Annotated in this window: 17 protein-coding genes; 10 read left to right on the forward strand and 7 right to left on the reverse strand. The window is 42.4% G+C overall.

The genetic code is table 11. From position 1 onward, the window contains the following. Positions 1–277: 277 nt before the first annotated feature. Both ctpB and O9300_RS03235 read right to left on the reverse strand, forming a co-directional pair. Positions 278–1,603, reverse strand: coding sequence for a carboxyl-terminal processing protease CtpB (gene ctpB / locus O9300_RS03230; RefSeq protein WP_287970023.1), 1,326 nt, complete (start codon positions 1,601–1,603; stop codon positions 278–280). Between the two features lie 144 nt (positions 1,604–1,747). Further along, on the reverse strand, positions 1,748–2,167 hold the full coding sequence (locus tag O9300_RS03235) for an NUDIX hydrolase (RefSeq protein ID WP_287970024.1): 420 nt from the start codon (positions 2,165–2,167) through the stop codon (positions 1,748–1,750). On the opposite strand from O9300_RS03235, the gene O9300_RS03240 reads away from it, so the two are divergent. Then, on the forward strand, positions 2,100–2,294 hold the full coding sequence (locus O9300_RS03240) for a hypothetical protein (protein WP_287970043.1): 195 nt from the start codon (positions 2,100–2,102) through the stop codon (positions 2,292–2,294). The genes O9300_RS03235 and O9300_RS03240 overlap by 68 nt on opposite strands. Here the strand turns inward: O9300_RS03240 and O9300_RS03245 are convergent, their stop codons facing one another. After that, complete coding sequence (locus tag O9300_RS03245; protein WP_287970026.1) at positions 2,295–2,993, reverse strand: single stranded DNA-binding domain-containing protein; 699 nt, start codon at positions 2,991–2,993, stop codon at positions 2,295–2,297. It abuts the gene before it with no gap. Positions 2,994–3,082: 89 nt separating this feature from the next. Here O9300_RS03245 and folD point away from each other — a divergent pair, with 89 nt between their 5' ends. Then, positions 3,083–3,940, forward strand: a complete 858-nt coding sequence (folD, locus tag O9300_RS03250) for a bifunctional methylenetetrahydrofolate dehydrogenase/methenyltetrahydrofolate cyclohydrolase FolD (RefSeq protein WP_079210087.1) — start codon at positions 3,083–3,085, stop codon at positions 3,938–3,940. 131 nt (positions 3,941–4,071) lie between these two features. On the opposite strand, the gene O9300_RS03255 is transcribed toward folD, so the two are convergent. Together O9300_RS03255 and O9300_RS03260 are read right to left on the reverse strand one after the other, a co-directional pair. Beyond that, on the reverse strand, positions 4,072–4,641 hold the full coding sequence (locus O9300_RS03255) for a Uma2 family endonuclease (protein ID WP_287970028.1): 570 nt from the start codon (positions 4,639–4,641) through the stop codon (positions 4,072–4,074). Between the two features lie 5 nt (positions 4,642–4,646). Beyond that, positions 4,647–5,210, reverse strand: a complete 564-nt coding sequence (locus tag O9300_RS03260) for a Uma2 family endonuclease (protein ID WP_287970030.1) — start codon at positions 5,208–5,210, stop codon at positions 4,647–4,649. Between the two features lie 230 nt (positions 5,211–5,440). On the opposite strand from O9300_RS03260, the gene O9300_RS03265 reads away from it, so the two are divergent. The 4 genes from O9300_RS03265 (at position 5,441) to O9300_RS03280 (ending at position 9,754) form a co-directional block, all read left to right on the forward strand. Beyond that, positions 5,441–6,088: a hypothetical protein gene (locus O9300_RS03265; RefSeq protein WP_287970032.1), complete on the forward strand. Its 648-nt coding sequence runs from the start codon at positions 5,441–5,443 to the stop codon at positions 6,086–6,088. Between the two features lie 71 nt (positions 6,089–6,159). Beyond that, the gene (locus tag O9300_RS03270; protein ID WP_002737239.1) at positions 6,160–6,411 is read left to right on the forward strand and encodes a BolA family protein; all 252 of its coding nucleotides are present in this window, start codon (positions 6,160–6,162) and stop codon (positions 6,409–6,411) included. Between the two features lie 276 nt (positions 6,412–6,687). After that, positions 6,688–7,983, forward strand: a complete 1,296-nt coding sequence (locus tag O9300_RS03275) for a P-loop NTPase fold protein (protein WP_287970033.1) — start codon at positions 6,688–6,690, stop codon at positions 7,981–7,983. A gap of 187 nt (positions 7,984–8,170) precedes the next feature. After that, entirely contained in the window at positions 8,171–9,754 is a 1,584-nt protein-coding gene (locus tag O9300_RS03280) for a tetratricopeptide repeat protein (protein WP_287970034.1), read from the forward strand. A 116-nt stretch (positions 9,755–9,870) separates the two neighbouring features. Here the strand turns inward: O9300_RS03280 and O9300_RS03285 are convergent, their stop codons facing one another. Next, positions 9,871–10,470, reverse strand: a complete 600-nt coding sequence (locus tag O9300_RS03285; RefSeq protein ID WP_287970036.1) for a sulfite oxidase-like oxidoreductase — start codon at positions 10,468–10,470, stop codon at positions 9,871–9,873. A gap of 88 nt (positions 10,471–10,558) precedes the next feature. Continuing rightward, entirely contained in the window at positions 10,559–10,741 is a 183-nt protein-coding gene (gene rpmF / locus O9300_RS03290) for a 50S ribosomal protein L32 (protein WP_002760610.1), read from the reverse strand. A 189-nt stretch (positions 10,742–10,930) separates the two neighbouring features. On the opposite strand from rpmF, the gene acsF reads away from it, so the two are divergent. From acsF to O9300_RS03310, 4 genes are all read left to right on the forward strand, one after another. After that, positions 10,931–11,989, forward strand: coding sequence for a magnesium-protoporphyrin IX monomethyl ester (oxidative) cyclase (gene acsF, locus O9300_RS03295; protein WP_287970038.1), 1,059 nt, complete (start codon positions 10,931–10,933; stop codon positions 11,987–11,989). A gap of 239 nt (positions 11,990–12,228) precedes the next feature. Then, the gene (locus O9300_RS03300; protein WP_287970039.1) at positions 12,229–14,193 is read left to right on the forward strand and encodes a M48 family metalloprotease; all 1,965 of its coding nucleotides are present in this window, start codon (positions 12,229–12,231) and stop codon (positions 14,191–14,193) included. A 160-nt stretch (positions 14,194–14,353) separates the two neighbouring features. Continuing rightward, the gene (locus O9300_RS03305) at positions 14,354–14,740 is read left to right on the forward strand and encodes a DUF4164 family protein (protein WP_287970040.1); all 387 of its coding nucleotides are present in this window, start codon (positions 14,354–14,356) and stop codon (positions 14,738–14,740) included. A 363-nt stretch (positions 14,741–15,103) separates the two neighbouring features. Then, positions 15,104–15,637, forward strand: coding sequence for a type IV pilin-like G/H family protein (locus tag O9300_RS03310; RefSeq protein WP_287970041.1), 534 nt, complete (start codon positions 15,104–15,106; stop codon positions 15,635–15,637). The last annotated feature ends 129 nt before the right edge of the window (positions 15,638–15,766 follow it).

A 15,766-nucleotide genomic window follows, 5' to 3' on the forward strand; every position in this document is an offset into this window, starting at 1 on the left:
ATTAGAGAAGATGCAAGGGTGATGCAAGGGTGATGCAAGGGTTTTAAGAGATTCTAGCAGATTTAAGTGCATTTGGGAAGCTCTCAATCAAGCTAAAAGCCCTTTCCTGTAAGGTTTTTACCATTATTCAGCAAACCCTAAGTAGGGAGGCACAATTATTTGTAGGATGGGTTAGCGGTAGCGTAACATGAGCGGGCGTTGGGTTTCATGCTTCAACCCAACCTACGTTCATCTTATATTTAATTCCACCTACCTACTTAGACATTATTGAGGACAATTATTCGGCTCGACTACTCAAAGGATTATTGAGATTGCCGGTGCCAGGACGTTTAACACTATGGGATTGTAGCAGCGAGATCGCCTGTTGGTACTGGGGATCATCCTTAGTTCCCACCAAAGAAGGATCATCGCGGAAGCGCAGCTGTTGTTCCTGGGTTAACTCGATCTGCACATCGGGTTTAATGCCTTTTTTGTAGATATTTTCGCCGTTGGGGGGATAATAACGGGCAATTGTCACCGCTAAACCGGAACCATCGGAGAGGGTGTGTACCGATTGGACGGTACTCTTGCCATAGGTCGATGTACCCACTAAAGTCGCCCGGCCATTTTCTTTCAGCGCCCCGGCGAGGATTTCGCTGGCGCTGGCGGAACCTTTATTCACCAAGACCACGAGGGGTAAATCGGTAATAGCGGTGTTATTGGCGATAAATTGACGATCTCCGCCCCGTCGATCAATGGTGCTAACGATTTTGCCCTGTTTCATCCACATACGAGCGATATCGACACTAGCAAATAGTAACCCGCCGGGGTTGCCCCGCAGATCGAGAACATAGCCGGATACCTGTTGTTGACTTAATTCCTCGATCGCCTCTTTCATTTGTTCGGCCGCGTGGGAACTAAATTCATCCAGTTTGATATAACCAACTTTCACCCCACCTTCCTGTTTAAGGGTATAGCTAACCGAGGGGATTTCGATATCTACCCGGGTCAAAGTCACTTCAAATACCCCTTGATCGGGACGGGCAAGCTGTAAACTAACGCTAGTACCCACTGCTCCCTGTAGTGCTTCCATTGCTTGTTCTAGGGTCATTAAAGCGGTGGGTTTGCCATTAATTCTGATCAGGCGATCGCCGCTTTTCACTCCCGCTTCCTTGGCGGGGGATTTTTTCACCGTATCGACAACGACCAGATCGCTAGTGCGTTTATCAAGGGCTAAACGTACCCCAATTCCCGATAATTCTCCGGAAGTTTGACTGGTGAGGACAGCAAATTCCCTAGGAGTTAAAAAACGGGTATAAGTATCACCCAATTCCTTTAAAGCTTCCCGGATTGCCGTGTAAGCTTGTTGGGGATTAGTATAATTTCTGCTTAACAATTCTTGACGTTTTTTTTGCCAATCAATTTGATGAAAACCACGATCTACAAATTCATTATTAACAATTTGCCAAACCTGGTCGATGACTGCTTTCGGGTTATCTTCTAAGGGTTTTTCCCCTTTGGCTGCGGGGGTGAGGACCATCAGGGAACTAACTGCTAGGGTAGCGATCGCACCTCCAGATAGGAGTTTCTGCACGGAAACGAACGAGGGACGCGACTGGTTCATAAAGACAAGGCCAAAATAAGATTGACGTTTAATGATAAAGCCATTCAAAAAGCGGGAGCATTTTGCCTTCGAGGGAGGTGAGGAGCAGTGTTAACTACGACTTCCGTATAGATAAGGGAGTTCCTTGTCTGGCTCTAATATCCACTATAATTCTACTTCTAGAAAATCGAGTAATATCTGGCGATGAATTTTTCCTAAAGGACGAGTCTGATTAATCTTCTGGGAATAGTATTCCCCTTGACGGATGGCAGCCGGAGGTAATAAAGCTAAATCTTGCCCTTCCGTTTGCACTAATTTTTCTAATTCCAGGGTCAGGGGTACATGATAAAGATAACGGGAGAGATTATGATCGTTATAAGAGCGAAAATAGCGTAAACTAGGGGCTTCGTAGTTAATTTCTTCTTGTAACTCTCGTTTTAACCCTATTTCTGGATTTTCACCCGCTTCTAAGTGACCACCAAATAAACCCCACACCCCCGGATAGAGAATCGTCGGGATGTCGTCGCGCAACTGCATTAAAAATCGACCGTCCTGTTCCAAAATCGCCAAAGCAACGAATATCATCAGTTATCAGTTATCAGTTATCAGTTATCAGTTATCGGGAGACGGGAGACAGGAGACAGGAGACGGGAGACTATTTTATTTATTCTCCCCACACCCCACACCCCACACCCCACACCCCACACCCTAGCTATTTCTCGCTTTGTTTATGGGGTAAAAAGAAAGCATCGAGGGGATCTTGGACGGGTTTAACCACTGCGGGGGGTTTGGGGGGAATCGCTTCCGCGACGGGTTGTGCGGGTGGATTGGGTTTAACGGGGGTAACGACGGGAGTTTCTGGGGGTTTCGTTTCAGCTGCGCTGGGAATTGTCACCTGTCGGGGATTTTCGAGGGGTTTAGTTGAAACCGGGGGAGAATTGTTTTCTGGGGGTTTAACTTCTGAGGTGGGGGAGGGTTTAATTTCTGGGGACGGGGAGGGAGTAGGAAGAGAATTAACCGCTACTGCATCCATCTGTTCTAATTCCACCACATACAATTCGTTAACGGTTTGGGAACCCTGGGGAATAGCTTCAAAGTCAATTTTGCCCTTAATGACGATTTCTTCGCCTTGACGGGGTAATTTATTGCTATTGGTGCGAATCCAAATCTTGCCCGAACCATCCTGCAAAAGATAGGCTCCTCCCGCTAAAAAAGGGGCATAATTGCTCACAGTTCCCCTAAGATAAACTAAAGTGCCTTTTGGTTTTTCCTGTAATTGCTCGATCGCTGTTAGGGGAGGATCACCGATGTAGGGAACGGCAATACCGAGGTCAGCAAGGGTACTACAACCGAATAACCCTAGCAATAATAATAAACTGCTGATGCGCCCTACACGAGTCTGGATAGACATTCTTGCTTTAACCTTAACGAGTGCCATTAGCCAATCTTTTTGACCATAGAATGGATCCGAAAGATTTTTGTTCTCGGTATTATCATAGAATGTCCGTAACTACTTGCCAAATTCTCGACGGGAAAGCCTTAGCTCAAAAAATCCAACTTGGTCTAGGAGAGCGCATCCAGACGCTAAAATCTCCAATGGGACGACCTCCGGGGTTAGCGGTGTTGATGGTGGGGGATAATCCTGCTAGTGCCGTTTATGTACGCAATAAGGAGAAAGCTTGTACTAAAATCGGCATGGCCTCTTTTGGTCGTCATTTTCCCACCGATACAAGTGAACTAGAAATTTTAGCGGAAATTGTCCGTCTCAATCAAGATGAGCGGGTGGACGGGATTTTAATTCAATTACCCTTACCCAAGCATTTAGATGCGGTTTCCCTTCTCTACCAAATTGACCCGAAAAAAGATGCTGATGGCTTACATCCTCTCAATTTAGGCGGTTTAGTGCGGGGTGAGGACTGTATCCGCAGTTGTACTCCTGCGGGGGTCATGGCACTGCTGAAAGAATATAATATTTCCATAGCCGGTAAGCACGCGGTGGTACTGGGTCGCAGTATTCTAGTGGGGAAACCTTTAGCTTTAATGTTATTGGAGGAAAACGCTACGGTAACTATTGCTCACTCGCGCACGGAAAATCTGGCAGAAATAACCAGAAGTGCCGATATTTTAGTACCTGCTGTCGGTAAAGCCAATTTAATCACTAAAGATATGGTAAAACCGGGTGCGGTAGTGGTGGATGTGGGTATTAATCGCGTCGCTGACCGTTTGGTGGGCGATGTGGACTATGCTGGGGTTTTAGAAGTAGCTAGTTATCTTACTCCTGTCCCCGGGGGTGTCGGTCCGATGACGGTGGCAATGTTATTACAAAATACATTGTTAAGTTACGAACGCAAGTTATAAATCCTCAGCTACCAGCTATCAGCTATTCAGTAATTCTATGGTGAGGTACGAATTTTTCGTTTTGGGGAGTCGGTCGTCGATACCAAATTAGGTTATACTTTCTCTTTATGAGAGACGCTGTAGAATTTAATTTAATAAATATTACCGAGTATTTCAATTAAAGTTAACTCTATTTCTGGAAAGGATTCAATAAAAATACTTTCACCTCGATAATATTTCTGAATAGCTTGATAACTACCATGCAGCGGATGGCGATAAACTTCTAAACATTCCTCCTTGAGATTGATAATCCAAACCTCTTTAATATTTGCTTCTGCATAAAGAGGGATTTTAGTATAGCGATCATAATCGAGGGTAGAATCGGAAACTTCAATAATTAAATAAATATCTTGAGGACAAGGATAGGCAGCAAAATAAAAATCCGCTCGAGGTATTAGTAAACTTAAATCTGGTTCTGGTTGAGAATTATTATTTAATCTAATCGGATTTTGTACTCCTAAGAGAATAAGATCGCCAAATTTTCGATAAAATAACTGTGTTAATCTAGCTATACAGGCAGCATGACGGGTTCCCATCGGTGACATTTTGATAATTTCTCCTCGAATTAATTCCACTTTTTCATCGGGTTTGATTATTCCCTGGGTTGTCATTTTTTCGTATTCTTCCACCGTAAACTTACGGGTAATCAGTGATAAAGACATTTTAACTACACTCCTAATATTTCTGCAATAGTGAATTCTATATCGGGAAAAGATGTCATAAAAACCCTCTCATTTATAGAGTATTTCTGAATAGCTTGATAACTACCATGCAGCGGATGGTGATAAACTTCTAAACATTCCTCCTTGAGATTGACAATCCAGACTTCTTTAATATTTGCTTCCGCATAAAGAGGAATTTTAGTATAGCGATCATAATCGATGGTAGAATCAGAAACTTCAATAATTAAATAAATATGTTCGGGACAGGGATAGGCAGCAACGTAAAAATCCGATCGAGGTATTAGTAAACTTAAATCTGGTTCTGGTTGAGAATTATTATTTAATCTAATCGGATTTTGCACCCTGAGAATAATTTTCTGTCCTAATTTTTGATAGAATAATTGTATTAATCTATCTACACTAGAAGCATGACGGGTTCCCATCGGTGACATTTTGATAATTTCTCCTCGAATTAATTCCACTTTTTCATCGGGTTTGATTATTCCCTCGGTTGTCATTTTTTCGTATTCTTCCACCGTAAACTTACGAGTAATCAGCGATAAAGACATTTTAACTAAACTCCTACTTTCTCTTTATTCTATCTGGACAGCCTTGCAAGGGCGGAATTATCGGTATTTAAACCATTAATCGGGGGGATAAACTAACTTTTTGGGGACTTGTACTGATTCTTCAGGAAAAATCAGCGCTTGCCATGGCGACAAAACCGCTAGAGCTAACGTCTAGAAAGCTGGGGTCGGATCGAAACTGCCCCAAAAAAGCTACTATAGGTCAGTTGTCGATGTTAGAAAAAATAGCCGTTCCCATCAGGAACATTAAGTCGAGAAATTTTATGGTTAAGCGAAAACAGCCCTATAGTTTAATTTATCTGCTCACTCTGGTGATCGGTTTAGTGATTGCGATCGCACCTGACGGACAAGCACAAACCCCTGACTCTAACAATCCTGCCAGTGATCCTAACGAATTAAAACCCTTAAATCAAGCCGATAGTGTCCTGAGTCTTCAGGGGGGACAACGTTTAGTGGAAGAAGCGAACGCCGCTATTAATGCCGCTAAATACGATGTCGCTGTGGACAAACTCAATCAAGCGCGCCGGATTTTTAACCAACTATCTAACTATCATCTGCAATTAGCTAATAGTTTCTCAGGAATTGACCCGAAAGTATTCGATTCTCAGCGTCAAAGTGCTTTAAACACCGGACAAATGCGGGATGAAGCCACCTATCAGCTTGCTTTGGTCCATAGGGCGCAAAATCAGCCAGAATTGGCGGTTCCTTTGTTAATTCAGGTGATTCAATCCCAAAACCCCACCAGTGAATTAGGACAAAAAAGCTATCAACAACTCTACGAGATGGGATTTGTCAGTACACCCATCTCCGCACCGACTCCCACCTCGGCAACTCCTAACAACTCCCCCCCACGGCAGTAAATTTTGTCCCTATTGACGAGCTTTCGGTAAAAATGGGATCAGAGTATCTTTAATTGTTTTGAGGAGTTAAGATGGTTGACTTTCGCCAAGTAGAAGCGATGATTCAAGAACAAATCCCCGATGCACAAGTGATGATTCGGGATTTGACGGGAGGTGGTGATCATTTGGAAGCGGTGGTTATTTCCGGCGAATTTGCTGGCAAAACCCGCGTTAAACAGCATCAAATGGTTTATGGCGCTTTACAATCGGCACTGGCTACCGAAGCCATCCATGCTTTGGCATTAAAAACCTACACTCCCGACAGTTGGGCAGCAGAAAAATAACAGTTATCAGTTATCAGTTATCAGTTAGTTTTTTGGCTCTCTTAGGTTTGGTGGGCAAAATGTATTCTAAGATACATTCTTCCTAGCGAGCGAGTGGAAGGAACCACAAAGACACAAAGGACACAAAGATTGATCGATCCTATATAAGTTAAACTTATCACACAGAACCTAGAAGAGCCAACTACCCAATTCATAATTCATAATTCATAATTCATAGTTTCCACACCCCACACCCTACCCCCACGAAAAACTTTTTGCCGCAAACCCTAATTACTTATGGTTAGTCCTTTACTGGAACCCTTTCGAGAAGCCTATCGCAATTTGGAACTTTTACCCCTGCGATCGGATAAAGAATTACAGCGTTTTGCTGTCAAATACGGCACAGAAATTATCGAAGAATTAGAACAATTGGTAGAAGATAGTCCTTCGGAAGACGGAAAAATTATTCTAGCAGGACATCGGGGTTGTGGTAAGTCAACCCTACTCTACGAATTTAAAAGAAAGTTAGATGATCGCTATTTTGTTGTTTTCTTCTCGATCTCAGACACGATCGAAATGTCAGACGTAAATCATGTTAATATTTTATTCTCGATCGCAGTTCAGATGATGTCAGAAGCGGAAGCCCAAAATTTAACTATTAAAGATTCTATTAAAAAAAGCTTTTATCAATGGTTTGCTGAACAAATCCGCACCGAAACCAATCAAGCAGATGCCACTGTCGAAACAGGTTTTAACTTTTCTTCTTTACTAGCTCACATTAAAGGCATTCTCAAGATTAATTCGACTATTCGCGAGGAAATCAAACAAAAATATGAGCGGAGAATTACCGATCTAGTTGCCCAAATTAACATTATAGCCAGTGTGATCGAGTCCCAAAGTCAGAAAAAAATCTTAGTAATTGTTGATGACATTGATAAAATTGACTTAGCACAGGTAAGGGATATTTTTCAATCCCATATTAAAGCGATTATGTTGCCCGGTTTTCGGATTATTATGACTATTCCGATCGCCGCTTTAAGAGAGGTAGCTTTAAAGGCAACTCTCCAAACAGAAACCAACGATCAGATCGTGCAAATGCCTGTATATAAACTCTTTAAACAGGGAGAAATTAATTCACCTAATGCTATACCCGATCCCCAAATTATTGCTACTTTAACCGAGATTATCACTAAGCGCATCGATTCCGCTTTAATCGATCCTGACACCCTCGAAAAAATTTGTCTTTATAGTGGGGGAGTGTTACGAGAATTAATTCGCATTACTAATGATTGCTGTCGGGTTTGTTTGCGATCGGTTCGTCGTTATCCCGATGATAATACCCTAAAAATTGATCAAGCTGTTTTAGAACAATCAATCACAGAACTTAGTCTCGATTTTGCTGAAAGTATCGGTACAGCAGATGAGGAAATTATTAAAACTGTTTATGAAAAGTTAAAACCGAAGGATCTCAAGGATCAAAATTTTCTAGATCTGTTGCATGGTTTATATATTTTGGAATACCGCAATGGCGATTTGTGGTATAACGTGCATCCGATTGTGGTTGAGTTAATGAAAAAAAGAGGAACAATTTGAATGGGATAAGTAAGTAGTTATAATTAAATTGAAGATGGATCCCCCCTTGATAAGGGGGGTGCGGATCACTCCTTGATCCCCCCTTGATAAGGGGGGTGCGGATCACTCCTTGATCCGTAGGGTTGATTCATGAATCAACCCTACCTAATGGGGGTATCTGACAGTTTTTAACATTTATCCACTTATTATGAATAATGAAACATCTTCAATTATCGACCAAAATGAAAGAGAATACGAAGGTTTAATCGTGTCTCTAGAGGCAAATCAAGAGAGATTAAATATATTGATTTGTGTGTGTGATCAGGAAAAATTGCGAGAAGAAATCATCGATCGCTATAGCAAAGAATTAGAACCAGTAATCCCTTGTTATCGGATTGATTTAGATCAAAAAGAACCGAGTTTAAGAGCAGCCATTGCTAGTTTAGTCTCCAGAAAACCAGAGTTACTACAAAGCAAAAACGCTGTGATCACAACCACAGGAGTGGAAAAATTACACTCGATCTCGCGTAGCGAGCGCGTTGCGACCGAATGGCAACGGGAAAAATCGGAACTAGATAAATTTTTTGGTTATCTGCAATGGACAAGGGAAGGACTGCGAGAATTTCCCTATTCCATTGTTCTTTGGGTAACAAGCACAGTGGAGGTAAATTTACGCAAAAAGTCCCCCGATTTTTGGAGTTGGAGAAAAGGAGTTTTTCGCTTTATTTCTCCTCCAAGTAACTTTTTACCTTCTCAGGAATTTTTACCAATTTTACAATCTTTTGACGAAATTACTATAGATAAAGATATTCCTTCAATCTCTAAGGAAGACTTGTTAGAACTAATCGAGCAAATCGAGGTAAATAAAGGCAAAAAAGAGCCAAGACTAGCGAGTTTATATGCCAGTTTAGCTAAGATTTATAACCATCGTTTATCAAATCTGCCATTGTCAGATTATCGTCAGGAACAACAGCTTGCGATCGAGTATTATCAAAAGGCGATCAATTTACAAAAAGAGTTAAATCTAGAACTTGATTTAGTTGCGAGTCTCAACTCATTAGCCGGTATTTACTATTGCCTAGGAGAATACCAAAAAGCGATCGATTTTTGTCAACAGTCCTTAGCAATCACACGGGAAATCGGTGATCGGGGGGGTGAAGCGAAATCCTACAATAATTTAGGCAATGTTTACTATTCCCTAGGAGAATACCAAAAAGCGATCGAGTTTTGTCAACAGTCCTTAGCAATCACACGGGAAATCGGTGATCGGAAAGGTGAAGCGAAATCCTACAATAATTTAGGCAATGTTTACGAATCCCTAGTAGAATACCAAAAAGCGCTCGAGTTTCATCAACAGTCCTTAGCAATCATACGGGAAATCGGTGATCGGGAGGGTGAAGCGAAATCCTACAATAATTTAGGCAATGTTTACTATTCCCTAGGAGAACACCAAAAAGCGCTCGAGTTTTGTCAACAGTCCTTAGCAATCACACGGGAAATCGGTGATCGGGGGGGTGAAGCGAAATCCTACAATAATTTAGGCAATGTTTACTATTCCCTAGGAGAATACCAAAAAGCGCTCGAGTTTTATCAACAGTCCTTAGCAATCAAACGGGAAATCGGTGATCGGAGGGGTGAAGCGAAATCTTGGTTTAATCTGGGGTTTACCTACTATAAACTCGATCGTATATCGGAAGCGAAAGAAGCATATCTTCAAGCGCGGGAATTATATCAAGCATTGGGGTTAGCAGGATATGTTCAAAAGTGCGATCAGGCAATTCGGCAATTATAATTAACCAGTTGCGATCGAGTAAAAATTTGTTGCTTACCCCTTGACTTTTGCTTGTTTTAATGCTATTGCTTACTGGACTTGATTGCTTATCTCACCCGATTTTAAGCCAAAACTGGTTAAAAACCGCCATAACGTTCCTCTAACCAGGGATCACCTCGTCGATGGTAGCCATTACGTTCCCAGAAACCGGATTGCTCTCGATCGAGAAATTCTAAGCCATTAATCCATTTAGAACTTTTCCACGCGTAGAGATGGGGGACAACTAAGCGCAGCGGACCACCGTGGTCGGGGGGTAAAGGTTGACCAAACAGTTGAAAAGCGAAAAAATTATCCTCGTGCAGGAATTCCTCTAGGGTCAGGTTAGTGGTATAACCGCCATAACAGTGTTGCATAACGTGGGTAGCTTCTGGCAGCAGGTCAATTAAGGTCATCAAATCCGATACCTTAATTCCCGTCCAAGTCACATCTAATTTTGACCAACGGGTGACACAGTGAAAATCCTTGGTAAATTCCCACTGCGGTAGGGCCATAAAATCCGACCAGTTAAAAGTTTTAGTCGTGGCCACCTTTCCCCAAACCTTGAATAACCATTCCTCGGTCTTGATTTGGGGAGTATCCCCGTAGGTAAGCACAGGAAAACCACTAGCGAGATATTGGCCCGGGGGAACTCGGTCTTGATCGGGAGATTCTGGTTTTTTAAAGAATTTGCCTAACATTATTTGAGACTCGCAACGAAAATTCTCAACAAATCTTAAAATATGAGGGAGCGAAAAGGTTTTCTCTACCTCACTCCCCACTATCAAGTTATTCCTCGTCTTCCCCTTCTTCTTCCTCTTTAGTGGGATAGACAAAGCTGTTAGAACGACCAGAAAGGACAGATTTACCCAAAGATAAGGCTTTTTGCGCTTCCCGATCCGCTTGCTTTCTCCAGTGCGCTCTCCGTTGGTCGCGCTTGGCATTTGAGGTTTTCTTCTTGGGACAAGCCATAGTATTTTAACGATAGTTATAGACTCACAACCTTTCTATTCTACTCCCTATTTCCCTAATCGGCTCGCTCCCTTGTCCGATTCCCTCCCTCACTACTGCCCAAAATATTGATAAAAATTAATAATTATCATTGGCTTACCTATTTATGTTTAAAATCCTATATAGCTATGTAGTCAAGTAATTTCCATCATGGTAACTACCGTCGAACCTCCCTCCCAGAAAAAAGCTGTTCTGCGCGAAACTATCCTCACTCCTCGTTTTTACACCACCGATTTTGAGGCTGCCGCTAATTTTGACCTTTCTGAGCAAGAAACCGAAATCAAAGCGATGTTAGAGGAGATGCGTACCGATTATAACCGGCATCACTTTGAACGTCAGCAAGGATTTGAGAACTATCAAGACAATCTCGATGAAAAAACCAGAAATGCTTTTATAGATTACCTGGAACGCTCCTGTATCTCCGAATTTTCCGGCTTTTTGTTATTTAAGGAACTGTCACGACAACTAAAAAGCCGTAATCCCTTGTTAGGGGAGATATTTCATCTTATGGCTAGAGATGAGGCGCGCCATGCAGGATTTCTCAATAAAGCCATGGCTGACTTTAATATTTCCCTCGATCTAGCCAAAATTACCAAAACCCGTACCTACACCTTTTTCCCCCTTGAATGGGTGTTATATACGGTCTATCTCTCCGAAAAAATCGGTTATTGGCGTTATATTCTCATTTATCGTCATTTAGAAGAACATCCCCAGTATAAATTTAATCCTCTTTTTAATTACTTCGAGAGTTGGTGTCAGGATGAAAATCGCCACGGAGATATCTTTAAAACCTTACTGCGCTCTCAACCGGAATTGTGGAATAATTGGCGATCGAGATTATGGAGTCGTTTTTTCCTGCTTTCCGTCTTTGCTACCCATAGTTTAACTGTACGGGAACGCTCAGACTTTTATGATGCTTTAGGAATGGATGCGATCGCTTTTGATCAAGAGGTAATTCGTCAGACTAATAATACCTCCGCTCGCGCTTTTCCCACCATTTTAAATGTGGACCATCCCCAATTTTTCCCCCGTTTAAACCGTTGTGCCGAACGTAATTTACAATTAAAAGCGATCAATGAAAGTAGCACTCCTCAATGGCTAAAAACATTGCGTAAGTTACCCTTGCAGCTAGGTATCGTCGGGGATCTCCTGCGATTGTATCTGATTAAACCCATAGATGCAGAAGCCACCAGAGAAATGGTACTTTAATCAGTTATCAGTTATCAGTTATCAGTTCACAGCAAAAAACTCCCCAATTTCCAATTCATAATTCATAATTCCCACACCCTACACCCCACACCCTACACCCCACACCCTACACCCCACACCCTACACCCCACACCCTACTTCCCCACACCCCACACCCTACACCCTACTTCCCCAACTCCTTTAATCTTTCCTACGATTTTGGGTATCTCTAAAGATAGATAAACAGCTAAGGGATATCTATGTCACTGGAAGAAGGATTAAAATGTCTGCAGCTAAAGGATTACGCAAGGGCCGTAGAATTACTGGAAGAATATTGCCAACAGTCAGCTAATTTTCATTCTCCCTTATATATTCAAGCTCAAATGGCTCTTGTTCGGGCCTATCGCAGCAATAATCAACGGCAACAAGCGATCGCCTTAGCTCTGGAATTAGAAAATCATCTTGATCAGGAAGTTAGTCAGTGGGCCAAACGATTACTGACAATCTTTAGTGCTGAACAAAAAACCATCGGTATTGCCACTAATGGGGTCAAATTTCGATCGCTGCCCAAGGCAGCACGAGCAGCACGGGTAAGTGTCCGGTTATCCCAGACTATCCCCGAAAATAGACTTATTTTTGCTAAACTATTGACAATTATGGCTTTTTATGCTATAGTTGCTTCTATTTTTTTTGTAATTACCCGTTTGCTCCTCATCCCTGCGGGGACGGGTGTAATTATTGCCTTGCTCTTGACCGGTTTCTTAGGCGGACTCATCCTTTTTATCGCCCCGAATCTAATTGATTGGACACAAAAACGTCTTTATCGAGTGCGTTGGGTGTCCTTAGCGGAAATTAAACGGTATAGCCCGGAATCGGCGGCGGTAATTGGGCGTGTATGCCGAGAAAAAGGGTTAAAACCGCCAAAACTAGGCATTATCGAAGAAGGACAGCCCCTCGCTTTTACCTATGGCTCTCGACGGGGTAATGCTCGCTTAGTAGTTAGCAGAGGTTTATTTACCTATCTCGACGATGAGGAAGTAGCGACGGTATATGCTCATGAATTAGGGCATATTTGGCAGGGAGACTTTGCCCTGATGACTATCTGTGCTAGTTTCGACCATTTAAGCTGTTATCTCGATTCTTTTGCCCAAAATCAAGGTAATAATTTTAAAGACACAGTTTTTCTAGCCCTTCTCTCATCAATTATCACCATTTTTAGGCCAATTATTGTTTTTTGCTGTCTTTATCTGTCTCGTACTAGAGAATACTTCGCCGATCATTTTGCTGCCCAAGTTACTGGTAATCCCAATGCTTTGGCCCGCGCTTTAGTAAAAATTGCCTTTGGTTTAGTCCAAGAAACTGCCCAGTTTAGTCCCCTGTCATTCAGTACAAATGTATTAAATATTGCCCTGGAGCAGGATGCGATCATTGCCGGTAACGTTTATGGTATCGCATTGGAGTCTCGCCGGATCGGACAGAGTTTTCTCTGGGATATATATAACCCTTGGGCCAAATGGTTAGAGTTGCAATCTAATCATCCCCTGACTGGTGAAAGGATTCGCGCTTTAACTAACTATGCCCGACAGATGGATCTAGATATAGAATTTAGTCTGGGGAAATTATTACGCCAAGAAATGGAATTAGATTCCAAGAAACTCTCTCAAAACTTTTTTCTACGACTGTGTTTATATTATGCTTCGGGACTAGGCTTTATTATTGGGGTTGTCATAGCTGGTTTTCTTTGGCTGAAATTTAGCTCTTGGGGTGCATTGGGCCTAATTTTAGTCGGTGGGGGTTTGGGTATAATTATCAATCGATTAGCCAGTTATCCTCGTCTCAACAATGCTAGTTTCAGCGATATTTTTTCTTTAACTGATAATCCTTACAGTCATCCCCTCCCAGCTATCCCCGTCCGACTCTGCGGTGAGTTAATTGCTCAAGGAAAGAATTTCTTTCTTAAAGATAGCACCGGCATAATTCCCCTCGCTCCTAACTATCGTTTTGGTTTGTGGCATAAAATCAGGACTACTAACTCCCCCATGGCAGCAATAAATAATACATCTGTACAAGTTCTCGGTTGGTTTCGTCGCGATTTATCTCCTCGTCTGGAATGGAGTCAAATAACTCACTCTGGCGGAAATATTCGGTTTTATCCCCGTTTTTGGCCTTTGGTTAGCGGTTTTGGCTTATTAGTCTCCGGTTTAATTATCGCAGTCACATTTTAACCATCGCAAAAAACTGCCACTTCATCCCTTTTCTAGTTTTAGGTACTTGCTTGGATAGTACCCAATCTTTGAGCGGCAATCCCTAAAATCCTCAAGTCTCAGACCATGAAAACCCTTCATAATTAAGATAGTCGCCAGATAAGTCTAGAAGTATAGCAAAATGTCTAACGAAACTGTAACTTATTCCCTAGAAGCTGTCCTGACAAGGATTGAGAGTAAAATCGACTCCCTTGAAAAACGCATGGATGAGAGATTTGATAAGGTAGATGAGAGATTTGACAAGGTAGAAGACCGGCTAACCAAATTAGAAATCGGACAGGCCGAACTCAAAGCAGAGTTAAAAGGCGATATTAAAGTATTAGATGAGAAAATCGAGGGATTAAAGGGAGAGTTAAAAGGCGATATTAAAGTATTAGATGAGAAAGTCGAGGGATTAACGGTACGGGTTGCTTATCAGGAATTTACCAACCGGGGGATTCTGATAGCTTTGGTGGTTGCTGTCTTGGGAGGTGCCGCTAAACTTTTTGGTTTTTTCCCCAATCCCTAGAAGTTACCCCCGATACTTAAACCTAACCTGAAATGGAGAATTAGGGTTTTGGGGAATTAGGGTTTTGGGGATTTTGGGGTGTTCAGCAATTTCTTCGGTTTTTGCACCATAATTACCCTTTCCTGATGGATGATTCTCACTTTCCCTTATAAATACCTCTTGTCAAACCTAAATTCAGGAAAATTCCCCACCTCCCCATCACCCCATCACCCCACCACCCCATCACCCCATCACCCCCCGCAACGCGCACGCAGTGACCACCCCACTTCCCCAAAAAAAATTTTTCCAAGGGTGATAGGTTTTCTGAAACAGGTGGGTAAGTTGTTCATAGAGAACAAAAAACACTTACCAAAGGATATACCCATGAACTCCACCTTCAAATTCAAACTCCTCCAAGCTCTCAACAAAAAGAACCGTAACAAAGGTTTCACCCTCATTGAACTCCTAGTTGTCGTTATCATCATCGGTGTACTCGCCGCCATCGCTCTCCCCAACCTCCTCAATCAGGTAGCCAAAGGCAGACAAGCGGAAGCTCGCAGCAACCTCGGTGTCGTTAACCGCGCTCAACAGGCTTACCGCTTGGAAAAGGCCACCTTCGCTCTTCTGACAGACCTTCCCGTTCAAGTAACTGGACAGTATTACGATTTTGACGATACGGCAGCTCACAGTACGACTGCACTGGTTAACGGTTCTGGTCAAGAAGCAAATGCCAAAAGTGACTTTACTAATGACATTCTGGATTACAATGCCGCAGTAGGTCAAGAAAGCAACGGAACTTTCACTGCTGTTATCTGCGAACAAACAACCAATCCCAGTGACGATGACTTAGGTGTCCCAAATATCGGTACGGATGCTGCTGCTGCATCGTGTGGTACCAACGGCGAACAAGTCAAATAGATATTCTTCCCAGATTGCTTGCCTAAAAGCTTTCTGGCATAATAACCAACAATTGATAATCTAGCGGAAGGTGGCAGGGAAATGTTTTCTCGGAAACCTTGCGCTTTTGATTTTTTGGGGAAGCGGGGA

The sequence above is a fragment of the Microcystis sp. LE19-195.1E genome, assembly GCF_027532095.1.
Classification (GTDB): domain Bacteria; phylum Cyanobacteriota; class Cyanobacteriia; order Cyanobacteriales; family Microcystaceae; genus Microcystis; species Microcystis aeruginosa.

Excerpts from the sequence above, each read along its gene's own strand:
- ctpB (WP_287970023.1), bottom strand. The coding sequence starts at position 1,603 with ATGAACCAGTCGCGTCCCTCGTTCGTTTCCGTGCAGAAACTCCTATCT.
- O9300_RS03240 (WP_287970043.1), top strand. The coding sequence starts at position 2,100 with ATGTCGTCGCGCAACTGCATTAAAAATCGACCGTCCTGTTCCAAAATC.
- O9300_RS03235 (WP_287970024.1), bottom strand. The coding sequence starts at position 2,167 with ATGATATTCGTTGCTTTGGCGATTTTGGAACAGGACGGTCGATTTTTA.
- O9300_RS03245 (WP_287970026.1), bottom strand. The coding sequence starts at position 2,993 with ATGTCTATCCAGACTCGTGTAGGGCGCATCAGCAGTTTATTATTATTG.
- folD (WP_079210087.1), top strand. The coding sequence starts at position 3,083 with ATGTCCGTAACTACTTGCCAAATTCTCGACGGGAAAGCCTTAGCTCAA.
- O9300_RS03255 (WP_287970028.1), bottom strand. The coding sequence starts at position 4,641 with ATGTCTTTATCACTGATTACCCGTAAGTTTACGGTGGAAGAATACGAA.
- O9300_RS03260 (WP_287970030.1), bottom strand. The coding sequence starts at position 5,210 with ATGTCTTTATCGCTGATTACTCGTAAGTTTACGGTGGAAGAATACGAA.
- O9300_RS03265 (WP_287970032.1), top strand. The coding sequence starts at position 5,441 with ATGTTAGAAAAAATAGCCGTTCCCATCAGGAACATTAAGTCGAGAAAT.
- O9300_RS03270 (WP_002737239.1), top strand. The coding sequence starts at position 6,160 with ATGGTTGACTTTCGCCAAGTAGAAGCGATGATTCAAGAACAAATCCCC.
- O9300_RS03275 (WP_287970033.1), top strand. The coding sequence starts at position 6,688 with ATGGTTAGTCCTTTACTGGAACCCTTTCGAGAAGCCTATCGCAATTTG.
- O9300_RS03280 (WP_287970034.1), top strand. The coding sequence starts at position 8,171 with ATGAATAATGAAACATCTTCAATTATCGACCAAAATGAAAGAGAATAC.
- O9300_RS03285 (WP_287970036.1), bottom strand. The coding sequence starts at position 10,470 with ATGTTAGGCAAATTCTTTAAAAAACCAGAATCTCCCGATCAAGACCGA.
- rpmF (WP_002760610.1), bottom strand. The coding sequence starts at position 10,741 with ATGGCTTGTCCCAAGAAGAAAACCTCAAATGCCAAGCGCGACCAACGG.
- acsF (WP_287970038.1), top strand. The coding sequence starts at position 10,931 with ATGGTAACTACCGTCGAACCTCCCTCCCAGAAAAAAGCTGTTCTGCGC.
- O9300_RS03300 (WP_287970039.1), top strand. The coding sequence starts at position 12,229 with ATGTCACTGGAAGAAGGATTAAAATGTCTGCAGCTAAAGGATTACGCA.
- O9300_RS03305 (WP_287970040.1), top strand. The coding sequence starts at position 14,354 with ATGTCTAACGAAACTGTAACTTATTCCCTAGAAGCTGTCCTGACAAGG.
- O9300_RS03310 (WP_287970041.1), top strand. The coding sequence starts at position 15,104 with ATGAACTCCACCTTCAAATTCAAACTCCTCCAAGCTCTCAACAAAAAG.